We start from the raw sequence: 21,075 nt of genomic DNA, 5'->3' as shown, positions 1-21,075 counted from the left end.
ACGATAGCGGGCACAGAGCCGTAGTGTGCCTTCGGGGTGGCCCAGTTCGGCGCGGAACCATGTGAACCGGACGGGACCGACGGTCCGCTGGAAGCCAGGGTGAAACGCCGGCGACGCCGCGAACGCGTCGGCGACGAGCCCACGGGTGCGGCAACAGGGAAAATCTCGGATCGTTCGGGCCAGAGACGGCCGGTTGCGAGAGACCGACTGATTCGAGAGGGCCGTCACCGACGACCTGAAGGGATTATCCCGCTCGACCACCGAGGACCGATATGCAGAGGTGCGACACGCCAGCGAGACCATCCGGGAGGGAGGGCGTGAGGGCACGGGACCGGGGCCCGGGGAGGGGACCGGCGTGACCGACGACCCCCTCCCGGCCGAACACCTCTCGCCGCTCGCCTCGCTCGTCGACGAGGTACTCGCGGGCGTCGGCTACGAGGTAGCGGCCGCCACCGACGCCATCGACGACGCCGTCCCCGGCTACGGCGGGCTGTTCGATCCTTCGACTACGCCGACCGAGTTGCGTCCCGCGCTCGAGGGCCTGCTGGAGTCGGGACTCACCCGGCCGCCCGTCCCCGAGTCGACGGACGACGCGTTCGTCCTCTACGTCGACGGCAGTTCGCGCGGCAACCCCGGGCCCGCGGGCGCTGGCGCCGTCATCATGGACAGTGCAGAGAATCAGCTCGCCCGTCTCGGCCGACCTGTCGGCTCCCGAACGGGGAACAACACCGCCGAGTACGTCGCCCTCCAGCTCGGGCTCTCCGAACTGCTGGCTCGCTACGAGCCTCGCGGGCTGGAAGTGCGCATCGATTCGATGACGGTCATCCGGGACGTCTGGGGCGGCGACGACCCGACGGAACCCGGCGTCGAGACCTACAGCGAGGCCGTCGCGGCGGCGCTGTCGCGCGTCCCGGACCACCGGTACACGCACCTGGCCGACAGCGATCCAAACCCCGCCGACGCGCTGGCGACGGTGGGAGCCGACATCGCGGCTCTCGGGCCCGGATAACAGCGTCGCTGCCGCTGTGCCGGTCGCCCGTTCCGGGTCACTCCAGCGGTTGCGCGTAGTCGACTTGCTTCGGCCGGAAGCCCACGTCACGGTAGAAGCGTCGGGCGTCCTCGTTGTGCCACTCACAGGGGACTTCGAGATGGTCGCAACCCCGGTCGCGGGCCTTCCACGAGTTCCATAGGGCGATTTCCCGGCCAGCGTTCTTGAAAATACTGAGGGGCTGGGAAGCGTTATCACGGCGGGGTTCGCGAGTGGGGCTGCGACCCGGGACGGCCTGGTCGTACGTCAGCGACCCACCCCTGAAGGGGTGGGCATCCGCGCTGCTAGCGCCGTGAATCCACGATAGTTTTGCCGGAGAACCGAAAGGAGTGTAGCATGGTCCTGGCACTGGCGGCCTACGTCCACGCCTCCGTGAGCGCAGCCGAACACGAGTTCGAACCGGGATTCGCAGCAGTCCTCCTCTTCGTCGACCTCGTGACGGTCTGGCTGCTCTCCCCGATCTAGCTCTCCAGGCGATCAGCGCGTACCAGGCGAGCGACCCGCTGGCCGACCCCGAGGCCATTCGGCCGTATCGGGTGGCCAAGTGCTGCGCCGACGACTACCTCGAGTGGTCCCCGCTCGACGCCACGATTCTCCGTCCGACGGCGCTCACTGACGAGGTGGGGACGGGACATATTTCGGCGGCCTTCGAGTACAGCGACGAGGGCGGTGCGGACGTTCCGCGCGCCGACGGGCGGGACGGCCGTGGCCTGTCTGGACGACGACGAGACCGTCGGCGAGACGATCCGGCTCTTCGGCGGCGACACCCCCATCGAGGACGCGGTTCGACCCGATGACTGAACCAGCAAGTCTCCGCGGTCCTCGATCGGAGACCGCCGGTCGGGTTCAGTCGAAGACGGTCGAACGAACGCGCGCCATGAACTCGTCGGGATCAGTGGGTTTCGTGAGAAATTCGACCTCGTCGAGGCTCCCGGGCCCGAGGTCGGTGTGTTCCTCCCGGGCGCTGGTGATGACGACCACGCGAGCGGACGCCAGCTCCGGGTCGTCCCCAACTTCACCGAGGATCTGAGTGCCGTCTACTTTCGGCAGGTTCAGGTCGAGGAGAACGACGTCGGGGTGCGGGACGTCAGCGTATTCGTTCCGCTGGTGCAGGAAGTCGAGCGCCTCCCGTCCGTCCCTCGTGACGTGAAGCGTCCCGGACGTCTCGTCGATGGCCTCTTCGACGAGTCGGACGTCGCCCGGGTTGTCCTCGATCAGGAGGACAGTGACGGTAGTCTCTGGCGGGTCGTCCATCTCTCTTTCGCTTGGGGCCAGAATACAAAAAGGATGCCTACCTGTTCAGTGCGCGTTCGCTCGCGGACAGTGAAACGGCCGGGAAGCGGAGCAGCAACTTCTCGGCGGACTGTACGTCGCCGGCGCCGTCGGATACCCGTTCGTCGTCGACACGGACCTCGGCACCGACCTGTTGATGGGGATCCCGGTCGGTGGGCCCGGTCTGATCCTCCTCTGCAGCAGCTACTGGTTGCCTCGATCCGACATCCGGTCCGAGGCGTTCTCCGTCGTCGCCAGGTGGTGTCTCGGGGGCATCGCCGCGATGATCGCGCTGCTCGCCCTCACGGCGCTCGCTGCCGGGCTGAGAGACCCCTCCAGAACGTCCTCATCCTCACGGCGATCGGGAGCATCGCCGGACTCGCAGCGGGCAGCCACGACGCGCGGGCCAAGACCCGCGAGATCGAACTGCAGGAGACGGTCGACCAGCTCCAGACGTCGAACGAGCGCTTCGAGCAGTTCGCCTGCGCGGCCTCCCACGACCTGCAGGAGCCCCTGCGGATGGTCTCCACCTACTTGCAACTGATCGAGCGGCGAGCCGACGGCGAGCTCTCCAGCGAGACCGAGGAGTACTTCGAGTTCGCCGTGGACGGGGCCGAGCGCATGCGCGAGATGATTCAAGGACTGCTGGTGTACTCCCAGGTCGAGAGCGATGCAGAGCCGCTGAAGCCGGTCGATCTGGACGGCGTGTTCGAGGAGGTGCGCGACGACATGTAGACGAGAATCGAGGAGAGCGGAGCCGAGGTGGCGGCGGACGCCCTTCATCGCGTTCGCGGCGACGCTGATCAGTTACGCTAGGTGTTCCAGAACCTGCTCGAGAACGCGATCGAGTACAGCGGTGCCGAACCGCCGCGGATCACCGTCTCCGCCGAGGAGAGCGGAGCGACGTGCGAGATATCGGTCCGCGACGAAGGGATCGGTATCGACGCCGACGATCAGGAGCGTATCTTCGAGGCGTTCGAGTGACTCCACACGCCGGACGATCAGTCGGGCAGCGGTATCGGACTCGCCGTCTGCAAGCGGATCGTCGAGCGGCACGACGGCGACATCTGGGTCGAGTCCGAGCCCGGCGACGGAGCGACGTTCACGCTGCCGATGGCGCGTGAATCGGCGCGATGACTCCCTCTCTACGTCTCACTCGTTCGGTTCCTTCCGCTCGTACACTGCAGTTCTGATACCGCACGGTAACGTCACTCCTCTCGGGAGATCCTCCGTGTAATTGGCCAGTTGCCTCGGATTTCGACATCAGATGGGGTGAATTCGGGGATCTATTTCAATATTCCATATAATGCACTTAAAACGGAAGGAGAAATCCATAAATACATCAGGCGTCAGGTGGGCGTGTGGACGACCGTCCCAAAGGGGTGGCAATTCCCTGCTCCGAGTGCGACGAATCGGCGATCGCAGTGATCCCCAGGTCTGCCGAGGTCGTCGCAGACGATTGTGACGGGGATGGGAAGGTACGGGTGAATTGCCGAAACTGCGGGGTAACGTTCACCGCGCACTTCCGATTCGAGTGATCGGACGAGCCGAACTCGTCTACGAGACGGTCTCGACGCCGTACCTACCCCACGGGATCGGGCACTCCTGATTGACGGTGCACTCGTCGACGTACAACTCGAGAGTCCGCCCCTCCATCCGGTTGGTCACCGTCCGTAGCGGACACGCGTATCCGGCTGTCGAAGCGATACGTCTCGACGCTCGCGGCGGTGACGGCCACGTCCTCGACGGCCGCAACGGTCCGGTCGTCGCTGGGCTGCGAGCCGTTCCCGGAGCGGAGCCCGTGGAACCGATTAGAAGGTGATGATCTCGTAGTCGTCGGCGACGAGCGACCGGATACTGGGGTGGCCCTCGTTGTCGTCGACGGTGACGACGTCGGCGTCTTGGATGGCGTCGTCGGCGCCGAACGCGCCGGCACAGAAGTCACAGGCCGACGCCTGGTCGCTGACTGCGGCGTAGAGGTCGTGGTAGTCGTGGTCCTCGTCCTCCAGTTCGGGGATCCACTGCGTCCCGGCCCCGTCGAAGATGAATTCGAGTTCGTCGCCATCGTTCTCGGCGAACTCCTTGGCGGCCTCCAGTGCGTTGACGACGCGGCCGCTGTCTGCGTGCGATTCCGTACCGGCGAGGACGACGATTGCAGCGTTGGCCATTACGGGCCGACCTAACCGACGCGGGGGTAAGTAGCGGACGCGAGCTCGTGTCGCCCACACCAGAGCGGGAAACCCGTTCAAGCGGGCGACCGACGGTCAGACGGACGCGGTGACGGACGAGCGGACGCCGACTAGTGGCTGTGGTCGTGGTTGCCGTGGTCGTGGTGGCTATGGTCGTGGTTGCCGTGGTCGTGGTGGCTATGGTCGTGGTTGCCGTGGTCGTGGTGGCTGCTGCCGCCGCGGGAGAACTGGCCGGCGAAGGCGCGGTCGACGACCTCCGGGAGCGCCGGGTGGATGTGGACAGACTCGCGGATGTCCCGGACCGTCCCGGAGCCGGCCTGCATCGCGACGACGACTTCCTGGATCAGCGACGAGGCGTCGGGGCCGATGATGTGACAGCCCAGAATCTCGCCGTCGAGGTCGATCAGGACCTTCACGAACCCCTCGGCGTGCATCGCGTCGCCCCGGGCGGTATCCTCGTACTGGTAGACGCTGGTGGCGAACTCCTCGTCGGCCGTCCGGAGTTCCTCCTCGCGTGCGCCGACGCCTGCTACCTCGGGCGACGCGAAGACGGCGTAGGGAATCGCGCTGTAGTCGACCGGCTGGAGGTCGGTCCCGAAGACGTTCCGGGCGACGGCCCTGGCCTCGTGGTTGGCGTTGTGCTTCAGCAGGTACTCGCCGACGATGTCGCCCAGCGCCCACACGCCGTCGGCGGTCGTCCGCAGGTACTCGTCGGTCTCGACGAACCCCTGCGCGTCGGTTTCAATGCCCGCCGCCCCGGGATTCAGCGTGTCGGTGTTCGGCTCCCGTCCGGCTGCCAGCAGCAGCGCGTCGCCGGTGACCGTCACGTCGTCGCCCGAACTCGATCCCTCGGCCCCCGCGGAGGACTCGGGCGGGAAGGGCCGTGCGTCCACGCTCACCTCGTTCCCCGACTCACGCGCCGCGACCGCCTCGTACCCGGTGTAGACGTCGAACCGATCGGCGTAGCGCTCGGTGAACGCCTCGCCGACCTCCTCGTCGGTCTCCGGGAGCAGGTGCGGTCGCCGGCCGACGATGGACACGTCGCTGCCGAACGTGCCGAAGAAGTGGGCCAGCTCCGCGGCGATGTACCCGCCGCCGACGACGACGAGGTGGTCCGGGACCGTCTCGAGCTGGAGCGCTTCCGTGCTCGTGAGGTAGTCGACGTCCTCGACGCCGTCGACGTCCGGAATCCACGGGCGAGTGCCGGCCGCGACGAGGACCGTCTCCGCCCGGAGCCGCGCGCCGTCGTCCGCACCGCCCTCGATCTCGACCGTGCGCTCGTCGACGAAGTGGGCCTCCCCTTCGAACAGGGAGTGCTGGGACGACGACGACAGTCCGCGGCGGATGGACTCCGCGCTGCCGGAGACGTCCTCGTTTACGCTCCGGACGATGTCGGCGAAGTCGACGCCCTCGACCTCGGCGTCGATTCCGAACTCGCCGGCGTCCTGGACGGTTTCGAGGACCTCGGCGTGATACAGCAGCTTCTTCGAGGGGATGCAGCCGCGATTGAGGCAGGTCCCGCCGAGCGGGCCCTTCTCGACGACGGCGACCGACTGACCCTGGTTCACGGCGACGTTGGCGACGTCGAGACCGGACCCGGAACCGATGACGAGAAAGTCGAAGTCCTCCATATCGAACGATCGGGTGCGAGACGCATACCAGTCGCCCGGTTGTGAGCGTCCCGCACACACCCACCACGCCGCCCGGACGGCGTCAGTCGATTTCGTCCGATCGCTGATCCACGCACTCCTCCGAACCGAGGACCGCAGCGGGCGGGGCCTCGACTGTTGTTCCGCTCGGCGGTACGGGCGTCGCACGCTCCGTTCGCGGGAGTGGATCGAGCGCGCGGCAGAAGTCGGTTTTCTATAGTAGAAATTGAACGCACTGACACACTCGAGGAGTACCCGGGGTGCCCCTCGATGTGTAAATAGTTTCAATTTCTACTATAGCGTTTCGTAGTTTCGCACGGCTGTTACGGACAATATATGTTGAAAAACAAGTACAGGCTACAGCTTTCATTGAATATCGAAGGTGACTTTCGGTTGCTATCGAATCACGCGCTATGAGTAGTGACAGCAGTGTCTCGCGGACCGCGCAGGTCGCGACAAAGTACTTCGTCGTCTGGGTGATCGCCGCGGCGGGACTCGCCCTCGTCAGCCCGGACACGTTCGTGCCGATACTCGACTACGTCACGCCGCTGCTCGGGCTCATCATGCTCGGCATGGGGCTGACCCTGCAGCCCGAGGACTTCAAGCGGCTCGTCGAACGACCCGTCGACGTCGGGATCGGCGCAGCGACCCAGTGGCTCGTGATGCCGCTTGCGGCGTTCGCGCTGTACGTCCTCCTCGACCTCCCGGACGCCGTCGGCGTCGGGCTCATCCTGGTCGGCGCTGCCCCCGGCGGCACCGCGTCGAACGTGATGACCTTCCTCGGCCGGGGCGACGTTGCGATGTCGGTCGCCATCACGACGGTGACGACGCTCGCCGCGCCGATCGTGATGCCGGCGTGGACGCTGTTCATCCTCGGCGAGAGCATCGACGTGACGTTCATGGACATGTTCACCAGCATCGTCCAGATCGTCATCATCCCCGTCGTGGTCGGGTTCGGCCTCCGCTACGTGCTCGATCAGTACGCGCCCCGCGCCGCCGAGGTCGGCCTCGACGTCTTCCCCGTGGTGAGCGTCGCCGCCATCGTCGCCATCGTGGCGGGCGTCGTCGGCGCCAACGTCGAGAACATCCTCACGGCTGGTGCGTTCGTGCTGCTCGCGGTCGTCGTGCACAACGGCATCGGACTGGGCGTCGGCTACGGCGTCGGTCACGCCACCGGCATGAGCGAGGACCGCAAGCGGACGAATGCCTTCGAGGTCGGCCTCCAGAACAGCGGCCTCGCCGTCGCGCTCGCCACGTCGCTGTTCGAGCCCGCGGCGGCGCTCATCCCGGCGCTGTTCAGCGTCTGGCACAACGTCAGCGGCCCGGCGCTCGCCAGCTACTTCACGTGGCGGGACACGGAAGCGGCGAGCGAGCGGTCGACCGACCAGTCGCCCGTGGCGGAGCGGTGACCTCCCCCGCTTCGCTTCCGGACAGTCGTCGTCACCGGGTCGACGGGTACCGTCGACGGCGGGCTGACCGCCGGCGGCGTCCCACCAGACCCAAGTCGCTCGGAGGGACGGTGCCCGCGCTGGCGGCTCTGTCAGCTACCCACCCCTAAAGGGGTGGGCTTGTCAGTGGACTCTCGTTCTGCCGACACGGGTGTGTCGGACGCCACGTGATCAGTCCTGCTATTGGCCCGGCGACGATCGACAGTGAGGGAAGACGTCGACTCCGCGCGACTGTGAATACCATGGGTTATATTATGACTCGGCTCTATTACTCACACGAGTATCCCATGGCAGCGAACGACAACCGAATTCGCACGACGCACATCGGAAGCCTCCCCCGGCCGCCGGAACTGCTCGACCTCCTCGAGAAGCGGCAGGACGGCGAGGACGTCGACGCCGACGAGTGGGACGCCACCGTCGCGGACGCCACGCGCGACGTCGTCGAGCGACAGGCCGAGGTCGGCCTCGACATCGCCAACAACGGCGAGCAGTCCCGCGTCTCGTTCAACTGGTACGTCGCGGACCGCCTCAGCGGCATCGACGGCACGCGCGAGCAAGAGCTCTGGGCCGACCTGCAGGAGTTCCCCGACTACGCCGAGGAGACGTTCAAGACGGACGTCATCGACCTGTCGAGGCACCCCGTCGTCACCGGTCCCGTCGAGTACACCGGCCAGGACGAAGCCGAGGCCGAGCTCGCGGCGTTCCACGACGCGCTCGAGGCCGTCGACGCCGGCTTCGAGGAGACGTTCATGACCGCGGCGTCGCCCAGCGTCGTCACCGCGACGCACGTCGACGACTACTACGGCGACTACGAGGAGTTCCTCTTCGCCGTCGCGGACGCGATGGCCGAGGAGTACGAACTCGTCGCCGAGTCCGGTGCGATCCTCCAGATCGACGCGCCCGAACTCCTCACCGTCGGCCACACGGCGGCGTACGCGGACGAACCCCTCGAGGAGGTCAAGGGGGCCACGCGCCTCCACGTCGAGGCGCTCAACGAGGCGCTGTCGAACGTCCCCGAAGAGCAGGTCCGACTCCACACCTGCTGGGGGAGCTACGAGGGACCCCACCACCTCGACACCGACCTGGTCGAGATGCTCCCCGAGATCTACGAGGCCGACATCACCGGCCTCAGCGTCGAACAGGCCAATCCCCGCCACCAGCACGAGTACCGGGCGTTCGCCGAGCAGCCGGTGCCCGACGGCTGGACGCTGATCCCCGGCGTCGTCGACGTGAAGACGAACATCATCGACCATCCCGAGACCATCGCCGACCGCCTGGAACGGGTCGCCGACGCGGTCGACGACGCGACGCCGCTGATCGCCGCACCCGACTGCGGCTTCGGTACGCAGGCCGGCCTCGGGATGGTCGACCCCGAGATCACGTGGGCGAAGCTCGAAGCGCTCGTCGAGGGAGCCGAGATCGCGACCGAGCGCATCTACTGACGCACAGTAGAGGCCACCGCAGCGGCCAGCCAACGCAGCCGACACGTCGACTCCAGGACCCGTCGACGTCGGCGGCGTCCGCCTCGGTCTCACTCCGGCGGGCCGACGTCCCGAATCCGGAGCGAGTACTGATCCGGCAGCGCCTCGATGGTGACTCGGATCTTCAGGACGCGTTCGTCCCTCGCAAGCGCCGCCATCGCGTCGACCTGCGAGCGCTCGAAGGACGCGTCGCCGGTCTTGATCTGCAACTACGACGCCGAGTGGGTGCTCGATCGCGACTACGGGTGGTCGCTCGGTTTCGAGGGAGAGAGCATCGTGAACGTGTTCGGAACGGCCCACGCGGCGCTCGATACCGATCCGCCGTTCGTCAGAATGCACGACACCTTCGTCGAGAACTACGACCTCGACGGCGAGTTGCTCGACCCCGACGGCGAACTGCTGGAAGAGCGACGCCAGGACAGCGGTATCGATCCGGACGAACTCGACGAGGAACTGGACCGGGAGGCGGAACAGTCGGAGCCCGGGTCCGAGGAGATGGGGAGCTTCGCCGACGACTTCGTCGAGCGCCACACCGGGTACGACCTCGACTACTCGATCGATTCGCTCTCGGCGGTGGACGACCTGTTCGACGAGACGTTCCGGACCGACGAGTTCGCCGACGCGGAGCTCGACGGGACCGACGACGAGGCCGCCATCGTCCTGACCGCCGCCGCGAGCGAGGCCGGCGCGTACTACGGCGAAGTCCTCAGCCGCAACACCGACGGCGACTGGAAGCACCGCGACGACGGGCTGAAGATCGAGTTCCCGACCGCGGAGGCCGACGTCCGCGTCGATCCGATGGCGACGGCGTCGTCGGTGATCGAAGAGGGCGACTCGTTCGCCGACTCCTTCATCGAGCGGCGGGAGACGGTCAGGGCGATCGAGGACGAACTCAACGAGGCGGACACGTAGCGGGCGGCAGTCCCCGCTAGCGGGGAACGGCGCGGAATCCGACCCGCCCTCAGCGTACGGCGCGGATACTGGAGACAGTCACTGCTCTACGACGTCGGGCTGCAAGTCGGCGACCTGATCGATGATGGCGTCGACGTCGTCCTCGGTGACGTCGTTCTCCCTGAGCGCCTCGGCGAGATACGTCGCGACGCGGTCGAAGGCCTCGTCCGATATTCCCATCCCCTCGTGCGCCTGCTGCATGTCGGCGCCGTCGTACGAGACGGGGCCGCCGGCGACGGTGCTGATGAACTGGACCTGGTGAGCGTACAGGGCCTCGCGGTCGGTGTCCTCGAAGTACGGCTCCAGAAGCGGGTCGTCGAACACGCGATCGTAGAAGTCTGACACGACGGCCTCGACGCCGTCCCGTCCGCCGATTCGCTCGTAGATCGACTGAGCCTGTGACATCAATTCGATTCCAGAGGTGGCGATATATACGTCCGTTGAAAGAACACGTTCGGGCCGTTCTTGAAGTGGGAGCGCGACTGGTCGACGGAACTGGCCCACCGAAGGCTCCGATAGGGCAAACCACGGGTTCGTGTATCACGGGACGACCGAAGGTTCGAGGACTACGCCGAGTTTCTGGAGCATCTTCGTCGCCCTGTCCGTGTTCGCGCTGACGCGAGGCATCTACCAGTGACACGGAACGGGCGAGAGCCCGCTCTTTGAGCGGACGTCACGACCGATTCCCGGCAGAAATCCCCGTAACTGACCCGCAATCACCGGGTCCGGAGTTCCCACGCGCCGTCGTCACGTTCGACGACGCCGTCGAAGAGGTGGAGAAACGTCGCGACCGTTTGCTCGTCGTGGGCGGTCGGATCCATGTGGAAGTGAGCGATAGCACCGGTCCGAGCGAACTCGTCGGCGAGCAGGTGGACGAACTTGAACAGTTCTTCGCGAGAGACGTACTGGAGGAGCGGAGACAGGGACCTGAAGCAAACGACGAGTCGTCGATCCTCCTCTGCAGCAGTCAGTTCGTCGAGTGCGCTCGTGATCTCGATGCCGAGTTTCGTGAGGTTCGACGGGTCGGAGACAGTCCGTACTGAGGCGCTCTCACACGGGATTCGGTGCTCGTCGGCTGTCGGATTCGACGCCGCGGACCCCATCGAGGTGTCGACGTCGAGTACCGTCGCCGCTGCGGGCGTAGTGTCGGCGTGCTGTTGCCACTGCCGAACGCGGTCGCCCGGTGACTCCGTCACCGTGACCGAGAGCATCGCTTGCTCGACCGACCGGTCGGCCGTGACCAGGTCCATACAGATCGGCGATTCGTCCACCCCGAATTCGGGATCGAGGACGAGAACGTTCTCGCCCGGACTCAAAGAGCCGCCAATCGGGGCCGAAAGCGTACTCATGTATCGACTGTGTTGAACGTAACATGTAACTACTTGATTCCTAAAATGTTAGCATCACCGTAGTCGCTGAAGTATCTTCGTCGGACGGGCAGAAACGGTGATCACGTCCAGCTGCCAGTACACGGTTAGGCCACCACACAGACGGTGAACGGAACCGGAACCGAATCTGCGACCAGGAAGTGGCTACACTATCGACGGATCGAAAGCCCAGTGTTCCACCACGCAGCCACAGCAAAAGTATTAGGAGTGGGTTCTTTCCCGTATCCCGGCCAACGTCATACCGTCGGGGTTCAGTCGGCCACAGCCGACTGGAGAACGGACACGTGGCTGGACGTCAGACCGTGAGGGGGTCACCACGCCAGCCCAGCGCCCGACGAAGCCCTGCGGCGATGCCTCGTTCGAGGCGGAACGGATTTTCTCACAGGCGGGCCCGTCAGTAGCCTGTCGGACGACCCAATATATTGCGTTGATTCCTAGTCGAAAGCTATATTCAATCGCCGTCGCATCGTTCTCCCGCCGGGAGTGCCTGACTTCCGGCTCAACGGGGGGAGCAACGCGTCGAGCGGGACTGACGAGTGCGCGGGCCCGACCACTCGTCTCTCCCGCATTTTGACGGCGGAACAGGGATGGAATGCGTGACGACACCTTCCCACGGCTTCAGCCAGAGACGGACGGCGCGCTCGAGTCCGTGACGAGAATCGACGAGCTCGATCGGGCGGGCGAACCCGTCCGTACCTGGGCGTTCACGCTTCAGGACTATAACGAAGACGAGCATTCATCTCCGCTGCAGCACTCTGGGCACGATATGAAACGACGAAAACCCCTCAACCCAGCGTTGATACTGGGCGAGGGGTAACGGATGAGGTCGGCGCGAAGTGCGCCGAGTATGAGTGGTAGGCGGCGAACCGGATTTCCCAGAGGCTCGCGCACTCCAGTACTCGCCGGAACGCAGGCGGGCTTAACTTCCGTGTTCGGGATGGGTACGGGTGTTGCCCCGCCGCTGTGGCCGCCTGAACGCCGATCCGCGGAATCGAACCGCGTCCGGAACTACGTCCGGAACCAGTGATCGGTGGTCCGATGGAAACCGTGTGATCGTGACCGCTGTAACGATTCAGAGACTTCTCCGGAAAGACCGGATAACCTCTTCAATGACGTACAGCAGTCACGATACGTGCAATCCAGGTTCCGCCTGGACCCGAATCATCGGGTCTGTGTATCAGATGTTGGATGAATGGAATGGCTTCGGTCTGTTAGTGCTCGCGGGCTGAACGCCTCGTCACCTCGGCGCGTACACCCCGAGTCTATCGACCTCGTCTTCTACGAGTGACCTCGGCGGTACCTCTTTTCCAGGTGGGGTTCGAGCTTAGATGCGTTCAGCTCTTAACCCGTGGCGCGTGGCTGCCCGGCAACGCTCTCTCGAACGACCGGTACACCAGTGGCGCCCGTTCGTAGTTCCTCTCGTACTATACGAACGTTCCCGTCAGGTACCATGACACCCCCAATAGATAGCAGCCGACCTGTCTCACGACGGTCTAAACCCAGCTCACGACCTCCTTTAATAGGCGAACAACCTCACCCTTGCCCGCTGCTGCACGGGCAGGATGGAGGGAACCGACATCGAGGTAGCAAGCCACTCGGTCGATATGTGCTCTTGCGAGTGACGACTCTGTTATCCCTAAGGTAGCTTTTCTGTCATCAATCGCCCGCATCGTGCAGGCTGATTGGTTCGCTAGACCACGCTTTCGCGTCAGCGTTCCTCGTTGGGAAGAACACTGTCAAGCCATCTTTTGCTCTTGCACTCTTCGCCGGGTCTCCGTCCCGGCTGAGATGGCCTTGGGGCGCGCTCGATATCATTTCGAGCGCGTACCGCCCCAGTCAAACTGCCCGGCTATCGGTGTCTTCCTCCCGGAGTGAGGGTCGCAGTCACCGACGGGTAGTATTTCACTGTTGCCTCGGCGACGGGCTGGCGCCCGCACCTGTGTAACGGCTCCTACCTATGCTGCACATCGGCGACCACGTCCCAGCGACAGCCTGCAGTAAAGCTCTATAGGGTCTTCGCTTCCCCTTGGGGGTCTCCAGACTCCGCACTGGAACGTACAGTTCACCGGGTTCAACGTTGGGACAGCGGCGCTCTGGTTGATCCATTCATGCAAGCCGCTACTGAAGCGGCAAGGTACTACGCTACCTTAAGAGGGTCATAGTTACCCCCGCCGTTGACGGGTCCTTCGTCCTGTTGTACCAGGTGTTCAGATACCCGCACTGGGCAGGATTCAGTGACCGTACGAGTCCTTGCGGATTTGCGGTCACCTATGTTGTTACTAGACAGTCCGAGCGCCCGAGTCACTGCGACCTGCTCCATTCCGGAGCAGGCATCCCTTCTTCCGAAGGTACGGGACTAGATTGCCGAATTCCCTAACGTCGATTGTGGCCCGACAGGCCTTGGCTTTCGCCGCCACGAGCACCTGTGTCGGATCTCGGTACGGTTCGCATGCTCCCTTTTCACGGGTCCCAGGTTGAACCGAGTTGCCCTATCCCGCCGTTCGCTCGCTTCGTGCCATTACGGCTTCCACGAACTTGGACGGTTCGACCGGGCGATGGCCCGGTTCGGTCGACCCCGAGACGTCGGTTTCACTGCATGCGAGCACTGGAATATTAACCAGTTTCCCATGTCGTCCCATTCGAGTTACGGTGGGACTTAGGACCGGCTAACCCTCAGCTGATTGGCAGTGCTGAGGAACCCTTGCTCGTTCGGCCGTCGGGGTTCTCACCCGACTATCGCTGCTACTATGGCCAGGATTGTCGTCACTGATCGGTCCACGCGAGCTCTCGCCCGAGCTTCCACCCGATCAGAGCGCCGACCTACACGGTCTCCCTGTGACGGGAGCGGCCAGGTCTCGGTGGTGGACTTGAGCCCCGATCATTTTCGGCGCCTCGAACCTCGGCCGGTAAGCTGTTACGCTTTTCTTGGAGGGTAGCTGCTTCTAAGCTCACCTCCCGGCTGTCTAGGGCTCGAGACCACCTTCGATCGCACTTAGTCCACACTTGGGGACCTTAACCCAGCTCTGGGTTGTCTCCCTCATGGTACACAGGCTTACCCCGCGCACCGGACTCCCCGCGTCGACAGCGTTCGTGAGTTTGGAGTTCGACAGGATGGCCGACCTCTCTCGAGGGCGGTCCATCCAATCGGTCGCTCTACCCCACGAACTACCTCGGCGGAGGTCATGCTTCGACATGTTTCGGTCGGAACCAGCTGTTTCCGGACTCGATGGGCCTTTCACCCCTACACGTAGATCACGGGAGGGTATTGTAAAACACCAACCCTAGCAGGCCTCCACGCGCCTTTCGGCACGCTTCACCTTGTCCACGCGTAGATCGTCCGGTTTCGGGTCGTGTCCGCGGGACTCCCCGCCCTTGAAGACGGCGACCCTGGCGCAAAGCGCTGCGGTCGTGTCGGTTTCCCTATGCCTTCCCGGATGAACCGGTTAGACTCGCCTCGCAGACACACTCCCTGGCTCGTTTTTCAAAACGCACGACGGAACACCGGCTTCCCGTGCTTCCTACTGCGGACTCGCGTCCGGGTCGTTTTGCACGGGACCTTCTATGCCCCGTCGCTCAATAACCACTCGATTTCAGGCCCTGTTGCACCTCCCTTCTGAGGGTGCTTTTCAGCGTTCGCTCACGCTACTTGTTCGCTATCGGTCTCGAGGAGTGTTTAGCCTTGGCAGATCGATGCCTGCCGTATTCACGAGGGATATCCAACCCCCGATACTCCGGGACTGGCTCACACTGTACTGGTCGTCGATACGGGACTGTCACCCTGTTTCGTACTCCGTTCCAGGAGACTTCTCGACGGCGATCGAGTGCTGATCGCCAGCCCAATACACCACATTGCCCGTGAGGGCTTCAGTTTGGGCTGTGCCGCGTTCACGCGCGGTTACTGACGGCATCACGTTCGTTTTCTCTTCCTGCCGGTACTGAGATGTTTCAATTCCCGGCGTTCCCCATTGCGCGAAGCAATTGCGATGGAGATTCTCATTCGGAAATCCTCGGTTCTTCCCCTCCGTGCGGGTCCCCGAGGCTTATCGCAGCTTGGCACGTCCTTCGTCGGCTCTCGAGCCGAGCCATTCACCGAGTGGCGTAGTAGCCACTACGTCGGATACACGTTCCACGATGAAACGGATCCAGTTGACGTCTGGATTGCACGTACACACGGTTGTCATCTTTTACCCCGGGTGGTAAACGGGGCAACATCGAACCCTTCCCAATCACGCTTTCGCGGATTGGTGCATCGGTTGTGCGGGCGCGGTGCCCGCTGTATTGACCGACCCGGAATCGAACCGAGGTCGCCTCCGGAATGGAGGTGCTCTTCCACTGAGCTATCGGCCCGTCCCTCGAAGAGGGACGAACTGTAAAGCCCTGACAGTTCGGTGCCCGATCGGCGCGATCGGAGTGTCACCGGTGCCTGCCGCGAGGGCAGGACTTGCAGGTGGGCTGGGGCAGAGCCCCAGTCCCGGTCAGTAGGAGGTGATCCAGCCGCAGATTCCTCTACGGCTACCTTGTTACGACTTAAGCCCCCTTGCGAAGCCCGGATTTGACCTGGGATTCCAGGCCTCATCCGGACCTCACTCGGGTGCTTTGACGGGCGGTGTGTGCAAGGAGCAGGGACGTATTCACCGCGCGCTTCTGACACGCGATTACTACCGAATCCAGCTTCATGTGGGCGGGTTTCAGCCCACAATCCGAACTACGACCGGGTTTCAGGGATTACCGCTACCTCTCGGTATTGGAACCCGTTGTCCCGACCATTGTAGCCCGCGTGTTGCCCAGCACATTCGGGGCATGCTGACCTACCGTTGCCCGTTCCTTCCTCCACGTTAGCCGTGGCGGTCTCCGTAATGTACCCGACTACCACGAGGGTATCGCTGGCAATTACGGACGCGGGTCTCGCTCGTTGCCTGACTTAACAGGATGCCTCACGGTACGAGCTGACGGCGGCCATGCACCTCCTCTCACTGACTCGAGTAAGGTCGTCAACCTGACTGTCATTATCAGTGTCGGTGCTGGTGAGATGTCCGGCGTTGAGTCCAATTAAACCGCAGGCTCCTCCGGTTGTAGTGCTCCCCCGCCAATTCCTTTAAGTTTCATCCTTGCAGACGTACTTCCCAGGCGGCCCGCTTCCGTCTTCACTGCGGCACACCGCGCGCTCATGGCGAGCGGCGTACCTAGCGGGCATCGTTTACAGCTGGGACTACCCGGGTATCTAATCCGGTTCGAGACCCCAGCTTTCGTTCCTCACTGTCGGATCCGTGCTCTCGAGGTGCTTTCGCCATCGGTGGTCCGTCCAGGATTATAGGATTTCACTCCTACCCCGGACGTACCCCTCGAGTCTCCCGGTCCCAAGCCGAACAGTTTCCACTGGACGCCCAGCGGTTGAGCCGCTGGATTTCCCGGTGGACTTGCTCGGCAAGCTACGAACGCTTTAGGCCCAATAAGATCGGCCATCACTCGGACTGCCGGTATTACCGCGGCGGCTGGCACCGGTCTTGCCCAGTCCTTATTCGTCGACCTCCCTACGGTCGACAAAAGCGAGGGCGCTATGCCCTCGCACTCGGAGTCCCCTTATCGCACTGGCGTGCAGTGTAAAGGTTTCGCGCCTGCTGCGCCCCGTAGGGCCCGGTATCTTGTCTCAGATACCGTCTCCAGGCTCTCGCTCTCACGACCTGTACCGATTATCGGCACGGTGGGCCGTTACCCCACCGTCTACCTAATCGGCCGCAGCCACATCCTACGGCGCCGGGGCGTTTCCAGCTCTCCGCGTTCAAGCGTGAGAGCCGTATCCGCGATTAGCCTCAGTTTCCCGAGGTTATCGCGGTCCGTAGGGCAGTTCGGCCACGTGTTACTGAGCTATTTGCCACGGGTCTAAACCCGTGCGACTAGCATGGCTAAATCGGACTCCGATAGCAATGGCCTCCGGCAGGATCAACCGGAATGGTGTCCCTGGCAGAGCCAGGGATCTGGCGGAGACACGCATTGTCTCTCTGGTCCGTCGAAGTCGGTGACACCGTCGGACGCACCGATCGGGTATCACCGAACTATCAGGGCTTACATCACATCCCATCTGTACGGCGGACCGCAGGGGTGAGATGCTCATGGGTGTTCGTACTCATCATCGACGGGGAAACCCCGTCTAGAGTGGGACGGCGGAACGAGCAGGACTCGTACCCCGCAGCCCCTCGAACGGATATCATCGTAGGGCAGAACCCTACTTAAGGGATCCGATTCGTCCCAGGCGTGTGACGGAGGCCACACGATAGAGCCACCCTGGTGTAGAACACCACGGCGGGTTCGAGTGCGGCCGTCCGACACACGAACCGGGCTCGGAACCCCGTGTGTCGAGGGGACAGCAGCGAAGGGACGATCCCAGCGTCGCGCCGTCCTCCGAACGTATCACTCCGTAGCAGGTGCCCCCACATAAACCAATCGAAGACAGGAGGTTATGAGATGCAAAACCACGCCACGGTGAGGCTGCGACTAATACCCATCGGTCGGGTTTAAGTACTGACAGCTACAGCGGCAGTCACGTAGACCACCCCGCCCTACTCCCGCGGTGAAGGCGCGGCTCCCCACTGTCACGACGTGCTTTGCGGAAGTCGGTTCGGTGTCAGCCTGCGGTGTAACCGCTCGCAGATCAGCGTGGGTCGCCGTTCCGCCGAGAGTCGGCACTTCATCCTCCATCCGTATTGTGTCAGCAGTACCTGAAAATCCGACTCACCCCACATCTCGTCGCCCCCCGGTCCCATTTGCTACTTGCTGGTTGTCTTTGGTTTACGCACGCGCGGGATCTCGAAGTTCGACCGGGAGCGACCCACCAGCTGAGCCACTTCGTCACGGCCCAGAACACTAGCATACCAATAGTATTAGGAGGCAGTTTGTTCCATTCTTCTCCCCACTATCGAACTGTCGGGACGCGGCCGACCACAGACGTCGTCCCTGGGAGCAGGACGCGCGGCTGGATGCCAGCCTGTGAGGGGGTTACCATACCAGCCCAGTTCTCGACAACGGTATCCACCTAGGTCAGTCGGTGGGAACGTAACGACATACAAGGGAACCGTAATGACGACCGGAGTTTCACATTCTGAGAATAACGGCCAGGATTTTTTATGCGTGGACAAAAATCCCTAACTGCCGGGCACCCCCGGTGACCCCCCACGGAGTGCGTCAGCGAGACGGTGCGAAACTGATTCCCCCACTCCGATCGGTTTTCTCGTGTGCATCTGGAACGAACGCCGACAGAGTAGCACAACCCCCGACGACCACTCTCGCCCACGACGTCGGGCAGTTTCGACTACGTCGGACGCACGACCGACGACGTCGCCTCCGAGACGGAGCTACGCGTTCTATCTCGATCTGATCGCATTCGCGCTCTCCGGGTTCCTGCTGTACGTCTACCGGCTCGGGCTCGGTGCACCCGGCCGGTATCGCGATCCGGTCTGTGGAGTGCGCACCGACGATAGCGGACCACGCAGCGTCTACGACGGCGGGGCGTACCATTTCTGTTCTGAGCACTGCAAGGAGCCGTTTGCGGCGGACCCGGCTGATTTTTCCGGCAGCGTCCGCAGATCTCGGCCGATGGATCCCAGAGCCATGACCACCACTAGTCGCTACGTGGCACGTCGCGGCGCGCAGCAATTCCCGTCGGGGAGGCCACACCGTACGACCTGTCCCGGGCAACTGGAGTCCGTCGTTGCAACGCACGCGACGAGTTCTGGTTCGGGGGTGACCGGCGGTGGCCGTTGATACAGCGATCGACGACGCGCTCGTGCTCACAGTAGACGACCGGAACCGCCTGTACGAGCGCGGGACGGTCCTCATCGACGACGGCCGTATCACTGACGTGAGGAAGTCGGGGGACGGCGACGACGCCGTTGCGGCCGACCGGGTTATCGACGGCGACGGGAAACTGGTGATGCCGGGGCTGGTCAACGCCCACACCCACCTGGAACTGACGCCGTTGATCGGCGCGTTCAGCGACCTCGACCTGTTCGAGATGATGGGCAGCATGACGGCCCTCTTCGGCCGCCTCGGCGAGGGGGAGTTCGACTACCTCCTGGAGGCGGGCTACGAACTCGCCGCGCTGAACTTCGCACTCGGCGGGGTCACGACGGTCAACTCGATGGATGTCCGACCTGCGGCGGGCGCGGAGACGTTCGGCGACGCTGGCCTGCGCGGCTATTTCGGGCCGGCGATCACGGACCTGTTCTGGGACGTGCCCGTCGACAAGCAGTTCGACTACGCTCGCCGTTTCATTGACGAGTATCACGACACGTACGACGGGCGTATCAGGGCGACGATCTGCCCGCACGACGACTGGTCGTGTACCCGAGAGCTGTGGGAGCGGACGGCGGTGCTCGCAGCGGAGTACCCGGACGTGCTCGTCCACACGCACCTGCTGGAGCTCGAGGAGAGCAACGCGATGGCGCGGGCCAACGGTAGCGCGGATTCGATCGGCCTCCTCGACGACGTCGGCCTCCTCGACGACCGCCTGATCGCCGCGCATTTCCGGGTCGCCGACGACGAGGACGTCGAGCGCACTGCCGCGGCGGGCGCGTCCGTCGCACACTGCCCGTCGGTGTTCGCCTGCTGGAACCCGGACGCGGAGATGCAGTGGACGCCCGTGCCCGAGCTGCGGGACGCCGGGGTCGACGTCGGGCTGGGGATCGACGACCACTACTGGCACGACTCCTACAGCATGTTCGGCGAGGCCCGACAGGCCCGCCTCGCCGCCAACGTCAAGCGGACGGCGGGCCAGTACCAGTCGATGGAACTCGTGCGGATGCTCACGGTCGAGGGCGCCCGCGCACTCGGACTGGGGGACGAGATCGGTAGCATCGAACCGGGAAAGCGAGCGGATCTGATCGTGCTCGACGTAGACAAGCCGAAGTTCACGCCGCTGACGAACGTGCCCGCCCACGTGGTGAACAACGCCGCGCCGGCCGACGTAGAGACGGTGATCGTCGACGGCGACGTGGTGGTCCGCGACGGGACCGTCGAAACGATGGACGCCGACGCAGTGCAACAGCGTGTGGAGCACGCAGTCGACCGCTTCACCGACGAGACCGACTGGGAGCTGGACGTCGGCGGCGGCAAACCGCCGAGTCCGATCGATACGGTTCGAGATCTCCCGAAGCGCGGCCCCGCTCAGTTGCTATCCCGACTCGCCGTTCAGTCGGCACGCGATAGATTTCCCTTCTGATCGTCACGGCAGATCAGGCGTTTCCACCGGGATACGTAGCGTTCGCTGACGTTCGCCAGTCGCTTCCAGAACCCCGTCGGGGACGGGCTCGTTTCCCGACACTACCGACGAAGAGCCGTTCCGTGGATCTGTGAATGTACCGCTGGGAGTGCTATCGATCGCTCTGGTAGCCTCTACGATATTGTCGAAGTCGCTGCACTGGGCGGAGCAATGACGGAGACGCCACCGCGTCCGGGGAAGGTCCCGTGACCAGCCTGCTCAAAAGACTAGATAGAGTAGAATGCAAGCGCCCCGGGGACCGTAATCGGCATCTTGATCGATTTCACGGACGACTTCGGCCGGATTGCCCTGAACATGGTCAAAGGATACCGTGACTTGGTCCGGGAGAACGGATCGGCAGGTATCGAACCATTCACCGATGCAGGCTTGTAGGTG

At 63.9% G+C, this 21,075-nt stretch carries 13 protein-coding genes, 3 rRNA genes and 5 pseudogenes; 11 read left to right on the top strand and 10 right to left on the bottom strand.

Going from position 1 to position 21,075, the window contains the following annotated elements:
- Positions 1–355 precede the first annotated feature (355 nt).
- Entirely contained in the window at positions 356–1,009 is a 654-nt protein-coding gene (locus tag LCY71_RS19170; RefSeq protein WP_225336623.1) for a ribonuclease HI family protein, read from the top strand.
- A 37-nt stretch (positions 1,010–1,046) separates the two neighbouring features.
- On the opposite strand, the pseudogene LCY71_RS19165 reads toward LCY71_RS19170, so the two are convergent.
- Positions 1,047–1,172, bottom strand: a pseudogene (locus LCY71_RS19165) (GNAT family N-acetyltransferase); the annotation flags it as partial.
- A 212-nt stretch (positions 1,173–1,384) separates the two neighbouring features.
- On the opposite strand from LCY71_RS19165, the gene LCY71_RS21550 reads away from it, so the two are divergent.
- The 3 genes and pseudogenes from LCY71_RS21550 to LCY71_RS21540 all read left to right on the top strand — a co-directional run bounded on the left by LCY71_RS21550 (position 1,385) and on the right by LCY71_RS21540 (position 1,849).
- Positions 1,385–1,513 carry a hypothetical protein gene (locus LCY71_RS21550; RefSeq protein ID WP_263654387.1) on the top strand — a complete coding sequence of 43 codons (129 nt, stop codon included), beginning with the start codon at positions 1,385–1,387 and terminating at the stop codon, positions 1,511–1,513.
- A gap of 71 nt (positions 1,514–1,584) precedes the next feature.
- Positions 1,585–1,680, top strand: a pseudogene (locus LCY71_RS21545) (SDR family oxidoreductase); the annotation flags it as partial.
- A 37-nt stretch (positions 1,681–1,717) separates the two neighbouring features.
- Positions 1,718–1,849 carry a hypothetical protein gene (locus LCY71_RS21540; RefSeq protein WP_263654391.1) on the top strand — a complete coding sequence of 44 codons (132 nt, stop codon included), beginning with the start codon at positions 1,718–1,720 and terminating at the stop codon, positions 1,847–1,849.
- A 45-nt stretch (positions 1,850–1,894) separates the two neighbouring features.
- Here LCY71_RS21540 and LCY71_RS19155 read toward each other — a convergent pair whose 3' ends face one another.
- On the bottom strand, positions 1,895–2,302 hold the full coding sequence (locus tag LCY71_RS19155) for a response regulator (RefSeq protein ID WP_225336497.1): 408 nt from the start codon (positions 2,300–2,302) through the stop codon (positions 1,895–1,897).
- A gap of 175 nt (positions 2,303–2,477) precedes the next feature.
- On the opposite strand from LCY71_RS19155, the pseudogene LCY71_RS21625 reads away from it, so the two are divergent.
- Together LCY71_RS21625 and LCY71_RS19150 are read left to right on the top strand one after the other, a co-directional pair.
- A pseudogene (locus LCY71_RS21625) lies at positions 2,478–2,576 on the top strand (hypothetical protein); the annotation flags it as partial.
- A gap of 167 nt (positions 2,577–2,743) precedes the next feature.
- Positions 2,744–3,457, top strand: a pseudogene (locus tag LCY71_RS19150) (sensor histidine kinase); the annotation flags it as partial.
- A 674-nt stretch (positions 3,458–4,131) separates the two neighbouring features.
- Here the strand turns inward: LCY71_RS19150 and LCY71_RS19145 are convergent.
- Positions 4,132–4,488 carry a hypothetical protein gene (locus tag LCY71_RS19145; RefSeq protein ID WP_225336496.1) on the bottom strand — a complete coding sequence of 119 codons (357 nt, stop codon included), beginning with the start codon at positions 4,486–4,488 and terminating at the stop codon, positions 4,132–4,134.
- Positions 4,489–4,619: 131 nt separating this feature from the next.
- Positions 4,620–6,140, bottom strand: a complete 1,521-nt coding sequence (locus LCY71_RS19140; protein WP_225336495.1) for a dihydrolipoyl dehydrogenase — start codon at positions 6,138–6,140, stop codon at positions 4,620–4,622.
- 431 nt (positions 6,141–6,571) lie between these two features.
- Here LCY71_RS19140 and LCY71_RS19135 point away from each other — a divergent pair, with 431 nt between their 5' ends.
- Both LCY71_RS19135 and LCY71_RS19130 read left to right on the top strand, forming a co-directional pair.
- Entirely contained in the window at positions 6,572–7,567 is a 996-nt protein-coding gene (locus LCY71_RS19135) for a bile acid:sodium symporter family protein (protein WP_225336494.1), read from the top strand.
- 326 nt (positions 7,568–7,893) lie between these two features.
- Positions 7,894–9,048 (top strand): cobalamin-independent methionine synthase II family protein, encoded by a 1,155-nt coding sequence (locus LCY71_RS19130; RefSeq protein ID WP_225336493.1) that lies wholly within the window; start codon positions 7,894–7,896, stop codon positions 9,046–9,048.
- A gap of 89 nt (positions 9,049–9,137) precedes the next feature.
- Here LCY71_RS19130 and LCY71_RS19125 read toward each other — a convergent pair whose 3' ends face one another.
- Positions 9,138–9,296, bottom strand: a complete 159-nt coding sequence (locus LCY71_RS19125) for a hypothetical protein (RefSeq protein WP_225336492.1) — start codon at positions 9,294–9,296, stop codon at positions 9,138–9,140.
- Here LCY71_RS19125 and LCY71_RS19120 point away from each other — a divergent pair.
- On the top strand, positions 9,286–9,999 hold the full coding sequence (locus tag LCY71_RS19120; RefSeq protein WP_225336491.1) for a hypothetical protein: 714 nt from the start codon (positions 9,286–9,288) through the stop codon (positions 9,997–9,999). The genes LCY71_RS19125 and LCY71_RS19120 overlap by 11 nt on opposite strands.
- Before the next feature lie 78 nt (positions 10,000–10,077).
- Here the strand turns inward: LCY71_RS19120 and LCY71_RS19115 are convergent, their stop codons facing one another.
- From LCY71_RS19115 to LCY71_RS19095, 5 genes are all read right to left on the bottom strand, one after another.
- Entirely contained in the window at positions 10,078–10,443 is a 366-nt protein-coding gene (locus LCY71_RS19115) for a group I truncated hemoglobin (protein WP_225336490.1), read from the bottom strand.
- Between the two features lie 311 nt (positions 10,444–10,754).
- The gene (locus LCY71_RS19110; protein ID WP_225336489.1) at positions 10,755–11,387 is read right to left on the bottom strand and encodes a DUF7504 family protein; all 633 of its coding nucleotides are present in this window, start codon (positions 11,385–11,387) and stop codon (positions 10,755–10,757) included.
- An 892-nt stretch (positions 11,388–12,279) separates the two neighbouring features.
- A 5S ribosomal RNA gene (gene rrf, locus LCY71_RS19105) occupies positions 12,280–12,401 on the bottom strand.
- Positions 12,402–12,617: 216 nt separating this feature from the next.
- Positions 12,618–15,541, bottom strand: a 23S ribosomal RNA gene (locus LCY71_RS19100).
- 365 nt (positions 15,542–15,906) lie between these two features.
- Positions 15,907–17,377: ribosomal RNA gene (locus LCY71_RS19095) — 16S ribosomal RNA — on the bottom strand.
- The 16S, 23S and 5S rRNA genes sit together here, the layout of an rRNA operon.
- 1,396 nt (positions 17,378–18,773) lie before the next feature.
- Between LCY71_RS19095 and LCY71_RS19090 the strand changes: the two are divergent.
- Together LCY71_RS19090 and LCY71_RS19085 are read left to right on the top strand one after the other, a co-directional pair.
- Positions 18,774–19,045, top strand: a pseudogene (locus LCY71_RS19090) (YHS domain-containing protein); the annotation flags it as partial.
- A 128-nt stretch (positions 19,046–19,173) separates the two neighbouring features.
- Positions 19,174–20,640 carry an amidohydrolase family protein gene (locus tag LCY71_RS19085; RefSeq protein ID WP_225336488.1) on the top strand — a complete coding sequence of 489 codons (1,467 nt, stop codon included), beginning with the start codon at positions 19,174–19,176 and terminating at the stop codon, positions 20,638–20,640.
- Positions 20,641–21,075 lie beyond the last annotated feature (435 nt).

Source organism: Halomicrobium urmianum, assembly GCF_020217425.1.
GTDB classification, from domain to species: Archaea; Halobacteriota; Halobacteria; order Halobacteriales; family Haloarculaceae; genus Halomicrobium; species Halomicrobium urmianum.
Note: the sequence above shows the minus strand (reverse complement) of the source record. Positions and strands in the feature narration are given on the sequence as shown.

Bases quoted from the DNA above. Each gene is read 5' to 3' on its own strand.
- LCY71_RS19140 (WP_225336495.1), bottom strand. From the start codon at position 6,140: ATGGAGGACTTCGACTTTCTCGTCATCGGTTCCGGGTCCGGTCTCGAC.
- LCY71_RS21550 (WP_263654387.1), top strand. From the start codon at position 1,385: ATGGTCCTGGCACTGGCGGCCTACGTCCACGCCTCCGTGAGCGCAGCC.
- LCY71_RS19110 (WP_225336489.1), bottom strand. From the start codon at position 11,387: ATGAGTACGCTTTCGGCCCCGATTGGCGGCTCTTTGAGTCCGGGCGAG.
- LCY71_RS19145 (WP_225336496.1), bottom strand. From the start codon at position 4,488: ATGGCCAACGCTGCAATCGTCGTCCTCGCCGGTACGGAATCGCACGCA.
- LCY71_RS19155 (WP_225336497.1), bottom strand. From the start codon at position 2,302: ATGGACGACCCGCCAGAGACTACCGTCACTGTCCTCCTGATCGAGGAC.
- LCY71_RS19115 (WP_225336490.1), bottom strand. From the start codon at position 10,443: ATGTCACAGGCTCAGTCGATCTACGAGCGAATCGGCGGACGGGACGGC.
- LCY71_RS19130 (WP_225336493.1), top strand. From the start codon at position 7,894: ATGGCAGCGAACGACAACCGAATTCGCACGACGCACATCGGAAGCCTC.
- LCY71_RS19135 (WP_225336494.1), top strand. From the start codon at position 6,572: ATGAGTAGTGACAGCAGTGTCTCGCGGACCGCGCAGGTCGCGACAAAG.